General features: G+C 70.1%; 7 protein-coding genes. 2 read left to right on the top strand and 5 right to left on the bottom strand.

What is annotated here, in order from left to right; genetic code table 11:
* Positions 1–33: 33 nt before the first annotated feature.
* The 4 genes from ACFX59_RS13305 to ACFX59_RS13290 all read right to left on the bottom strand — a co-directional run bounded on the left by ACFX59_RS13305 (position 34) and on the right by ACFX59_RS13290 (position 6,038).
* Positions 34–1,632 carry a TolC family outer membrane protein gene (locus ACFX59_RS13305; protein ID WP_387432755.1) on the bottom strand — a complete coding sequence of 533 codons (1,599 nt, stop codon included), beginning with the start codon at positions 1,630–1,632 and terminating at the stop codon, positions 34–36.
* Positions 1,622–2,965, bottom strand: coding sequence for an HlyD family type I secretion periplasmic adaptor subunit (locus ACFX59_RS13300; RefSeq protein ID WP_387432754.1), 1,344 nt, complete (start codon positions 2,963–2,965; stop codon positions 1,622–1,624). The genes ACFX59_RS13305 and ACFX59_RS13300 overlap by 11 nt, the downstream gene beginning before the upstream one ends.
* Entirely contained in the window at positions 2,962–4,719 is a 1,758-nt protein-coding gene (locus ACFX59_RS13295) for a type I secretion system permease/ATPase (RefSeq protein ID WP_387432753.1), read from the bottom strand. Before ACFX59_RS13295 ends, ACFX59_RS13300 begins: the two co-directional genes overlap by 4 nt.
* An 83-nt stretch (positions 4,720–4,802) precedes the next feature.
* Complete coding sequence (locus ACFX59_RS13290) at positions 4,803–6,038, bottom strand: histidine-type phosphatase (protein ID WP_387432751.1); 1,236 nt, start codon at positions 6,036–6,038, stop codon at positions 4,803–4,805.
* A 199-nt stretch (positions 6,039–6,237) separates the two neighbouring features.
* Between ACFX59_RS13290 and ACFX59_RS13285 the strand changes: the two genes are divergently transcribed.
* Positions 6,238–9,045, top strand: coding sequence for a TonB-dependent receptor (locus ACFX59_RS13285; protein WP_387432750.1), 2,808 nt, complete (start codon positions 6,238–6,240; stop codon positions 9,043–9,045).
* 186 nt (positions 9,046–9,231) lie between these two features.
* Positions 9,232–9,987, top strand: a complete 756-nt coding sequence (locus ACFX59_RS13280) for a DeoR/GlpR family DNA-binding transcription regulator (RefSeq protein ID WP_307101044.1) — start codon at positions 9,232–9,234, stop codon at positions 9,985–9,987.
* Here the strand turns inward: ACFX59_RS13280 and ACFX59_RS13275 are convergent.
* Entirely contained in the window at positions 9,945–11,252 is a 1,308-nt protein-coding gene (locus ACFX59_RS13275; protein ID WP_387432748.1) for an MFS transporter, read from the bottom strand. The two genes, ACFX59_RS13280 and ACFX59_RS13275, sit on opposite strands and share 43 nt — an antisense overlap.
* Positions 11,253–11,333: the final 81 nt, after the last annotated feature.

The following is an 11,333-nucleotide window of genomic DNA, read 5'->3' as shown; positions in this document are numbered from 1 at the left end:
CTCCCCTTCAGGGGACGGGCTTGATTGGTCGCGTCAGCGAGGGCCGGGTGCCCCGCCGGTTACCACCGTATCGCTGAGGTCGCCGAAGGAGGGGGTCGGAAGCACCGGCATCGGCCTAACCGGCAGCGACTGGCCCAGTCCCGCCGGGGGCATGGCCGTGGGCGCGCGCAGCACCGGGTCGGTCGCGGCGGCCAGCATGGGCGCGGGCTTTGCCGCCACCGAGGGGCGCGCGGCGCGGTCGATGGGAGCGAGGATCGGGTCGAACGGGCCGAAGACCTGCTTCTTCACCTGCCGGATATGGGCCGAGGCGTCATAGCTCGGCACCCCCGCCTCGATCACCCCCGCCTGCAACCGGCCCAGCGTCGCCAGCAGCCGCGCCTGGGCGACATAGCCCGAATAGCGCGCATTGGTCTCGACGATCTGGGCGTTGAGCAGCCGCTGTTCCGAATCGAGCACCTCGAAATTGGACCGGAAGCCTTCCTGGAACCCGCGCCGCACGCCGGTCAGCGCGGCCTCGGCCGCCTGGGTGGCCAGCTGGCCCGAATCCTGTTGGGTTTGCGCCGCGACCGACTGGTTCCAGCTATCCTGGACATTGGCAAGCGCCTGTCGCCGGGTGCTCTCCGCCTCGAAGCCCAGTTGCTGGCGCTCGGCGACGGCGGCGCGGATGCGCGATCCGATCAGCCCGCCCGCGAGCAGCGGCATGGTGACGCTGACGCCCCCGGTCGCCTGTCCGCCTAGGTCGCGGACCTGATAGGAATAGGGGCTGGCATAGCCATAGCCGCCGGTCAGCGCGACGATCGGCGCGCGCTCGGCGCGCTGCGCGGCGATCCGGGCATCGCCCGCGCGCGCGGCCATGATCGCCTGCCAGATGGCGGGGCTTTCCTTTTCGGCGATCTGGAAGGCGGCGTCGAGCGAGGCGGGGCTGCCCGGCAGGCGCGGCGGCGGCGCCAGGCGGCCGGGATTGCGCCCGACCAAGGCGGCAAAGCGCGCGCGGCTGGATTGCAGATTGGCCTCCGCCTGGGCCAGCTGTGCGCGGATGATCTCGCGCTGGGCGCGCGCCTGCGCGATGTCGGTGCGGGTCAGATCGCCGCCGCGTTCGCGCGCGACCGCCTGGTCCACCTGTCGGCCATAGCTGTCGAGCGAGCGGGTCTGGATCGCCACCAGCGCCTGGTCGCGCAGGACCGAGGCATAGGCGTCGACCACCGCGAGCAATATCTCGTTCTCGGTCTCGCGCAGCCGCTCGCGCCCCGCCAGCACGGTCGCCTCGGCGGCGGACACCTGCGCGGCGGTCCGCCCGCCGTTGAGCAGGATCTGCGAGGCGGAGATGGTCGCCCCCATGGTCCGCGACCGCACCGTCCCGAACTGGTCGAGCAGGTTGCGCTGGTCCTGCTGGCGATACTGGAAATTGACGTTCACCCCGACGCTCAACCGGTAAGGCGAGCCCGCCTGGATGATCTGTTCGTCGAGCGCGCGCAGCTGCGCCCGCCCCGCCTCCAGCGTGGGGTTGGTACGATAGGCATCGGCGATCGCGCGGTCGAGCGTGTCGGGATCGTACAGCTCCTGCGCGGCGGCCGGGGCGGCGACCAGCATCAGCGGCAGGCAGGCGAGGCGGCGCAGCGCGTCAGCGTTCATGGAAGGACTTCGCAAAGGCCTCGGTCAGCGGATCGAGGAGATATTGCAGCGCGGTCCGCTTGCGCAGCGGCACGGTGACGGCGACCGGCACGCCCGCGCGGATGCCGGTATCGCCGCCGCGCACCGCCGCGATGCGGGCGATCTGGTCACGCGGCACCGCGACCTCGGCGGAGAAATAGCTGCGGCCCGAGGCTTCGTCGCGCAGCGCGTCGGCCGACACCGAATGGACCGTGCCGGTCAGGATCGGCAGCCCCCGGTCGTGCAGCGACAGGAACTTCACCTCGGCGGGCCGCCCCGCGACGACGCCGTCGATGTCGCCGGGCGCGAAATTGGCGCGCACGATCAGCGGCGCGGCATCGGGCACGATGTCGAGGATCGGCTGCCCCGCCTGGATCACCCCGCCGACGGTAAAGACGCGCAGGCCGACGACCCGGCCCGAAACCGGCGCGCGAATCTCGGTACGCGCCAGCTGCTCGCGGGCGGAGGCCCATTTGGGCTGCATCTCGTTCAACTGGAACTGGGTGTCGCGCAGGCTGGCGGCGGCTTCCTCCACCTGGCGGCGGCGGGTCTGCACCATCTGCGCGCGGGTCTGGCCGATCTGTTCGCGCGCGGCGGCGGAGCGCGAGCTGTAATCGGCATCGGCCCCCTCGAGCTGCTGCATCGAGCGTTCGATCGAGCGGACCGTGTTGCGCGAGACATAGCCCTCATCGGCCAGCCGCCTCGTACTCTCCAGCTGCTGGGCCAGGCTCTCGCGCTGGCGGGCGGTGGCCTGGGCCTGGGCGTTATAGCCCGATGTCTGGCGACTGACCTCGGCGGCCTGCTGGCGCAGCACCTGGTCGCCGGCGGCGAGCGCGGCGTTGCGGCTGCGCAGCTGGGCCAGTTGCAGCGCCTCGGCGCGCGCGATCAGCGGGCGGTCCTGTTCGGGCGCGGTGGCGAACTCGGTGGGCCAGACGACGGCGCGGCCTGCAATCTCGGCCTCCAGCCGCGCCTTTTGCGCCTGGAGATCGATGACGCTGGCGGCGAGCGCCCGTTCGCTGGCGGCGACCTCGGCCCCCTCAAGCCGGAACAGGATCTGGCCCGCCGTCACATGCTGGCCGTCGCGGACCGCCATCGCGCGGACGATACCGCCGTCGCGATGCTGCACGGTGCGGCGATTGCCGGACACCGTGACCTGGCCTTCGCCCGCCGCCGCCGCGTCGAGCCGCGCGACCGCCGCCCAGCCCAGCCCGACGACGAAGAACAGGAAGGCGATGATCCCGCCCAGCCGGATCGCGGCGCGCGGCGAATCGTCGAGGTGCAGCCGTTCGGCCAGCTGGGCACGGGCGGGGGTCATCGGCCGCCCCCGGCATGCACGAAGCCTTCGTCGGGGCGGCCGGGCGTCTGCGACCGGATCACCTTGGCGCGGTCGTCGAACAGCTGCACCTTGCCGTCGCGCAGCAGCAGCACCTTGTCGACGATCTGGAGCAGCCCGGTGCGATGGGTCGAGACGATCACCGTCGCCTTGCGTTCGCGAAGCGACAGGATGCAGCGCGCCAGCCGCGCCTCGCCCTCGCTGTCCAGATGCGCATTGGGTTCGTCGAGGAACAACAGGGTCGGTCGCCCGAACAGCGCGCGGGCCAGCGCCACCGCCTGGCCCTGTCCTGCGGACAGCCCCGCCTCGCCACGCTCCAGCATCGTGGCATAGCCGTGCGGCAGGCCCAGGATCACGTCATGCGCGCCTGCCTCCTGCGCGGCGGCGACGACCTCGGCGTCCAGCGCCTCGCTCTCGCCGTCGAGGACGCCGCGAAAGCGCGCGATATTGGTGTGGACGGAGGCGGGGAACAGCGTCGGCGCCTGCGGCATGAAGCCAAGATGGCGGCCCAGCTGCTCGCGATTCCAGTCGGCCAGCGACGCGCCGTCGATCCGCACCTCGCCGCCATCGGGGGCCTGTGCCCCCGCCAGCACGCGCAGCAGCGTCGACTTGCCCGCGCCGCTCGGGCCGACCAGCGCGACGACCTCGCCGGGATTCACCGCAAAGCTGATGTCCGACAGGATGGCGCGGTCGCCGCCGGGGGCTCGCACCTCCAGCCCGCGCACCTCGATCCGGCCGATGGGGGCGGGCAGGGTGGTGGTCGTGCGCTCGGGGCCGGGGCGGCGGCAGAAACCGTCGAGCGAGCGCCACGCCTCGCGCGCGGCGGTCAGCGGCTTGATCGCGCCGAGGATCTGCTCGACCGGCTGGAGCGCGCGGCCCAAGAGCAGTGAGGCGGCGAAGATCGCGCCGCCCGAAATCTCCTGCTTCACCGCCAGCCAGGCGCCCAGCGCCAGCGCCAGCGATTGCAGCAGCTGGCGCAGGAATTTGGTGACCGCCAGGAACTGCCCCGACCGCCGCGACAGCGATGCCTGCCGCCGCGCCAGATCGGCGCGTTCCAGCAAATGGCGGGTGACGAGCGCGTCGCGCATTCCCAATGCCTGCGCCACGTCGGAGGCGAGGATCGAGGCGTCCTGCTCGCGCTGCGCCAGCGCGGTGCGGCCGCGCAGCGTGACGACGCTGGATTCGGTCACCCGCTCGCTGGCGATAGCGATCGCGCCCAGCAGCAGCGCGCTGACCAGGGTCAGCACGCCGATCCATGGGTGGAGCAGGAAGGCGATCAGGATGTAGATCGGCGCCCAGGGCGCATCGAACAGCGCGATGACCGGCGCGCCGGTCAGGGTGGAGCGGACCGTGTCGAAATCGCGCATCGCCTGGGCCCGCTCCATCGCGGTGCCGCTTGGCGACCCCAGGATGCGCAGCAGGATGGCGGGCGCCAGCCGTCGCTCCAGCCGGATGCTAGCGCGCAGCAACAGCCGCATCCGCACCGCGTCCAGAATCGCATAGACGCCCAGCGCGATCGTCAGGATCAGCGTCAGCAGCAGCAGCGTCGGCACGCCGCGCGTCGGCACCACCCGGTCATAGACCTGGAGCATGAAGATCGACGGCGCGAGGTTGAGGAGGTTGATCAGCCCCGAAAACCCCGCCGCCGCGATCAGGTGCGGACGACAGCCGCGCACCACCGGCATCAGGCCGGGGCTCGGCGATCCGTGGGACGGGACGGAATCGGGGGGCGACATGATCGCCGCTATAGGCCCCAAAGGGTAAGCGAAGCCTTTAATCCGCCATCCGTTCCGTCCCGGACTACGACACCCGGCCGGGCTTACCGGGCCAGCGGCGCCAGACGGCGGCCGAACAGCGCGACGAAGCGGTCGAGCGGGCAGGGCGCGGCGGCGGGGCAGCCGGGCACGCGGATGGGCGTGACGGTCACGTCCGCCGACTGGTGGCGCAGCCGATCGGGCGACTGGGTGCGATAGGACAGGGTGACGAAGCGCCGACCCCGGCGATCATGCCAGCGTTCGATCATCACCGCCCCGCCCGGTGCGGCATCGTTGGTCGCATAGCCCGGCGCGACGAGGTCGAAGCCGAGCAGCCCGGCCAGCGCGGTGACGTTGGTGTCGTGCCCGACCAGCATGTCGACCTTGCGCCCGTCGCGGGCGGTCAGCGCGTCGATCATGTGGCGGCCGAACGCGGCCGACTGGTGCGCCGCCATGTAGGGCGAGCGCGAATAGACGTCGAACAGCGCGGCATGGACCGCACCCAGCCGGGCCAGCACCGCCCCGTCGACCGGCACGCCGCCGACCGAGGGCGACAGCCCCTCGGCATATTGCAGCAGCAGCACCTGCGCGGTGCCCGAGGCGGTGCGGATCGGCCCCGACAGGTCGATGCCCTTGCCGTCCGCCGAGGGCGTCAGGCGCGGCGCGCCCGCCGGATCGCATCCCTTGGGATTGCCGCAGCCCAGCACCGAATCGAGCAGGCGCAACGCGTCGCGATGTCGCGCGGCCAGCGCGTCCATGCCGCCGGTGAAGCGGTTGATGTCCGCCACCGCCGCCGTCGCGTCGAAGCGGGTGGCAGTGGCGCGCAGCGGCTCGAACAGCGGATCGGCCTCGCCAACGGGGCGATGGCCGATGGTCAGCGTACAGCCGGGGGCGAGGCCCTGGGCATAGGCCCGTCCGCTGGCGATGGTGCGCGGCGAACTGTTGGTCCAGATGCGGATGCTGTCGGATGCCGGGCATCCTTTGGCGGGGAGCAGGCCGCGTGCCGCCCAGTCGGCGCGGTCGGCGCGCGCCTCGGTCGCCAGCGCCTCGGCCCCGCGCGGGGTCAGCTGGCTTTCGGTCGTCGTCCAGTGCGGCCAGGGGGTGGCGGTGCGGGTGCCGTGCGGCACTTCCCCATCCAGCGGCGCGCGGACGCCGTGGCGCATCAGCAGGACCACCCGGTCCAGGGTCAGGCCCCTGGTGCCCGGCGCCTGCGCCGCGACCGGCGCGGCCAGTGCGGAGGCGGTGATCAGGAAAAGCGCGGATCGCAGGCGGCGGCGAAGGGTGGCGGAGATAGGAGTCATGTTGGAGCTTTGAACCGTTTCCGGGTCAGGACTGTGACATTGGCCGGGCGGATCGTGCCGAAGCGCCTATCCCACGGTCATTTTTTCAAATTCATCAAAATTCGGTCAATAAGTCATCGGACTGTCACAGCCCGTCTCTAGCGGGGCCGTCGAAGGCGCCCGGGGGGCGTCGCCATCACGATGTCCCAGGGGGAAAACCATGACCGCTTCGTTCAAGCGGGCGCATGTCGTGCGCCTATTGTGCGGCACCGCCGCCACGCTGATGCTGGCCACGCCGGCGCTGGCCGCCGATCCGACCGATCCGATCGCCACGGCCAATGCGCCGACCGTCACCGACACCGATCCGCAGGTCGGCGAGGATGTGGTCGTCAAGGGTCATCGCCAGGCGGTGGTCGACGCGCAGGACGAACAGCTGCGCAGCCAGTCGCTGGCGACCGTCGTCTCGGGCGAGGAACTGCGCCTTCAGCCGCAGCAGAATCTGGCCGACCTGCTGACCCGCCTGCCGGGCATCAGCTCGTCGGTGGACCAGTCGCGCAACGCGGCGGCGACCGGCGAGGCGCAGTACGTCTCGATCCGCGGCCTCGACACCTCGTACAACGCCTATTCGCTCGACGGCGTGCGGCTGGCGCAGACCGATGCGCGCACCCGCGCCATCTCGATGAACCTGTTGTCGCCCTTCTCGCTCCAGACGGTGCGCGTCGACAAGGCGCCGACCGCCAAATATGACGGCGACGCGATCGCGGGCATCATCGACATGGTGCCGATCACCGCCTTCGACCTGCCCAACCATCGCAGCCAGATCCGCCTGCAGGGCCAGGTGGCGGGCCGTGCCGTGGCGCGTGGCGAGGACCCCTGGGGCGGCGTCGCGCAGGTCGAGACCGCGCAGCGCTTCGGCAATTTCGGCATCTATGCCTCGGCCTATTACGGGCTGAAGCATGTGCTGGGCGAGTCGACCGCGGTCCAGCATGACTGGGAGAAGTATAACACCAACATCCCCGGCATGATCCGCGACAATCTGGACAATCTGTTCGCGCGCGGCGTCCAGTGGCAGTCGTTCCGCAACCGCATCGAGCGGATGGGCGGGACGCTGAACCTCGACTGGAAGGGCGAGAGCACCGACCTGTACCTGCACTCGACCTATGGCCGCTACCAGCTGAAGAGCTGGATGGACCAGACCGCGCTGCGCCAGACCAGCCTGGCCCCCGACCAGATCAACCCGAACCCCAACAAGGGCTCGTACGACGCCGCCGGCTATCGCGCCGATTACGGCCTGACCGCGACGCATTATTTCCGCACCGAGCACAGCAACCAGGAACTGGTGACGACCAAGCTGGGCGGCCAGACCCGTTCGGGCGACTTCACCTTCGACTATCACGGCGCCTATTCGCGCGGGTCGCAGGATTATCCCTTGCGCATCCAGTCGGGCTTTGCGGGCCGTCCCTATATCGGCACCGCCGACAATATGGGCGTCGCCAATTACCGCATGGTCACCTCGATCGGCCAGCGCACCTTTCCGCAGGTCGTGCTGACCGACGCGGCGCGCGCCTATCTGAGCGACCTGACCAAGCTGAAGCAATGGTACGTCACCCAGCAGTTCGAGAACACCTGGGAACGCCGCCTGGAGGGACAGTTCGACACGACCTGGCATCATGCCGACCAGGGTCTGGTGTCCATCTCGGCGGGCGCCAAGGTCGAGGATGCCAAGCGTTACGCCAATGCGCTGGGCGATGACGGCGCGCTGCAATATACCTTCCCCAATGCGGACGGCAGCAATTCGCCGCGTTACGCCGCGACCGGCCCCGCGCTGACCTCGCTGCCCGGCCGGATGCTCGGCGGGTTCATGAACAATGCCGCGCAGGTGCCGATCTTCCTGATCGACACCGGCTATATCGAGGATCAGGTCCGCCAGCTCTCGACGCCCAAGCTCGCCAATCTCGATCCGGTCAAGCTGAAGGAGAACCGCCTCGACGGGCGCGAGAACCGGCTGAGCGGCTATGCCATGGCGACGATGCAGTTCGGCGACCTTCAGGTCGTGCCGGGCCTGCGCTACGAATATAACCGGTTCAAGGGCACCTATTGGCAGGACCAGGGCAACGACACCGGCAGGTTCGCGACCTCCAGCCGCAACTATGACATGTGGCTGCCCAGCGTCATCGCCAATTACCGGCCGAACGACGACATGGTCATCCGCGCCTCGGTCCGGAAGAGCTATTCGCGGCCCGCATTCGACCTGCTGCTCGGGCCGACGCAGGTGACCCGCAACGATCTGGGCGAGGTGACGGGGGTGTTCATCCCCAACCCCAATCTGAATGCCCAGACCTCGTGGAATTACGACGCCTCGGTCGAATATAAGGGGCAGGGCGCCGACTTCTTCTCGATCAGCCCCTTCTACAAGCAGCTCAACCACGTCCTGTTCGCGACCGGCACCACCAACGCGACCGGCGACTATAACATCTGGGGCAACCCGCAGTCGGAACAGCAGGGCGGGGTCGAGGTGTCGAGCCTGACCACCAACGCCACCGGCAAGATCTATGGTGTCGAGCTGTTCGGCCGCTATGCGCTGAAGGGTCTGCCGGGGCTGCTCGACGGGCTGGGCCTCCAGGCCAATGTCACGGTACAGCGCGCCAATGCGCGCGTCTTCGTCAACGGCCAGATGCGCGACCAGCGCATGACCCAGGCGCCCAGGATCATGTACAACGCCGCGCTGTTCTACAGCCATGGCGGCCTGTCGGCGGAGTGGAACTACAACTACACCGGCGACCGTCTGTACGATCTGCGCTCCAGCCGCCCGGACACCTATATCCAGCCGACGACGATCTCCAACCTGATCGTCAACTATGTCCTGCCCTCGGGCCTGACGGTCGGCATGTCGGTGCAGAACCTGTTCAACGAGCACAGCTACTGGGCGACGACCAGCGAGCGGAAGGCCTATCTCTCGAACGACCGCAAGGGCGGCTATGTCGAGACGGGGCGCATCTACATGCTGAACCTGACCTACGCCTTCTGACCCGATCCTTCTCCCCGATCCGATGCGCGCCCCCCGCGGGTATCGGAGCGCACCTCACGCCGATGGCCCGCAAAGCCATCGGCGTCTTTGTGTGCGGCCTGTGGCGTTTCTGGCCGGATGCGACGGCCGATTGACCGAAACGCCCCGCCGTCTAGCATGACCCCGATAGCAGGAGCCCGAACAGCCATGATGAAACGCCAGCGCCGCCAGACCGAGATCGTGGCGCTACTCGGAGAGGGAAATTTCCGCGGGATCGGCGATCTGGCGGCGGCGCTGTCGGTGTCCGAGGAGACGATCCGGCGCGAACTGCGCGTGCTGGAGGCATCGGGCGCGGTCGTGCGCGCGCACGGCGCGGTGCGGCTGGCCAAGGTGGAGACGGAGGGCTCGTTCGCCACCCGCCTGCAACGCCATGCCGAGGCCAAGCAGCGGATCGCGGCCGCGGTGGCGCAGATCGTCGCGGACGGCCAGACCCTGTATATCGATGCCAGCACCACCGGCCATTATGTCGCCCGCGCGCTGCGCGATCACCAGCGGCTGACCGTCATCACCAATGCGGTGGGGGTCGCCGCCGAACTGGGCGGGCGCAACGACAACCGGGTGCTGCTGGCCGGGGGCGAGCTGGATTACGAATATCGCGCCTGTTTCGACGCGACGGCGCGCGACTATCTGGCGATGTTCACGCCCTCGCTGGCGATCCTGTCGGTGGAATCGGTCAATCTCGACCATGGCTTTGCCGATTATCATGCGGGCGAGGCGGCGGTGTGCCGGATGATGATCGCGCGCGCGCGCCGCACGGTGATCGCCGCCGATGCCAGCAAGTTCGACCGCCACGGCACCGTCCAGGTCGCCGCGCTCGACGGTGTCGCCATGCTGGTGACCGACGTGCCGCTGTCGCCCGCTTATGCCGAGGCGCTGTCGGCGGTGGAGGTGGTGGTGGCCTGATCGCGCGGAATGGCGAGCGCGACGACCGCACCCGCCAGCGCCAGCGCGACATGGATCATCCAGAAGCGGGGGGCGCTCATCACCGGATAGAGCGTGCCCAGCTGCCCCACGACCAGATGAGCGACGAAGCCGTGGAGATAGAACAGCCCGGTCATCATGCCCCGTCGGCCGGGCGGCGCTGCGGCGGTGACGATGGCCAGCGCCGAGGGCCAGGACAGCACCACGCCGATGCCGAGCAGCAGGATCGCCGCCAGCGGCCCCGCCAGCCCCACCGCGCCGACCCGCATCGACAATAGCGCGATCAGGCCATAGCCAAGCGCGATCGCCACGCCGCCCAGCGCCAGCTTGATCCCCGCAGCGGGCTCGCACCGCCGCCGCGCGAGCCAGGGCCAGAGCCGATACGCCCCCAGCGCCAGCGCGATGGTGAACAGTCCGTCCGCCGCCGCCAGCCAGCCGGGCGGCACGGCGAACCCGCCGACCGACAGCGCGACCCGTGCCTCGGCCCAGACCAGCACGATGTTGGTCAACTGCTCATAGGCGCAGAAGCACAGGGTGACCGCGACGATGGCGGGCACCACCTGTCGCCATGCGACGGCCGCTCCGTCGTCCTGCGCCGCCGCTGGGACCGTGACGCGGGGGGCGGCGCGCAGCAGCAGCAGCACGGCCACCGCCATGCTCGCCGCCATCGCGGCGAAGGCGGTGCCGAACCCGTACCGCTCGGCCAGCCAGCCGCACAGCAGCGGCCCGAGCAGCGCGCCACCGTTGAGGAACGCCAGATAGGCCGCGAACAGCCGCTCGCCCCCCGCCGACCCGCGCAGCGCGCCGACCTCTGCCGCCAGATTGCCCTTGAGCAGCCCGATCCCGCCGATCAGCAGGCCCAGCCCGACCAGCGCGAAGGGCCGTCCGGTCAGCGCGACCAGCCCCGCCGCCATCAGCCCAGCGCCGACGAACATCGCGACCCGCCGCCGCCCGCTGCGATCCGCCAGCCATCCGCCCAGCGGCAGGATCAGATAGGTCAGCGCGCCGTACAGCCCGTAAAGCTGCGAGGCGAAGGCGATGTCGCCTCGCGTCCCCGTCACCCCCTCGATCGCGGCGCGCAACCCCGCCAGGCCGAGCACCGGCGGGCCCGAGGGGCGCAGCAGGTCGGTCAGCAGGAACAGGGTGAGGAGCGACTTGGCGCCCTGGATCGCGAATCGCTCCCATGCCTCGACCCCGGCAAGGGTCCAGAATCCGGGGGCGGGCGGGGGCGTGTCCCTGTCGCGCATGGCGTTGCTGTCGGTCCGTCGTCGGGCTTGGGGAGGAAGCGACGGCTCCCTAGCGGCGGTTTGTGACGGGTTCGCGGCGCT

It is taken from the genome of Sphingomonas sp. NCPPB 2930 (genome assembly GCF_042867205.1).
In the GTDB taxonomy this organism is placed as follows: Bacteria; Pseudomonadota; Alphaproteobacteria; order Sphingomonadales; family Sphingomonadaceae; genus Sphingomonas.
The sequence above is the reverse complement of the archived record's forward strand: the minus strand, read 5'-3'. Positions and strand labels throughout refer to the sequence as shown.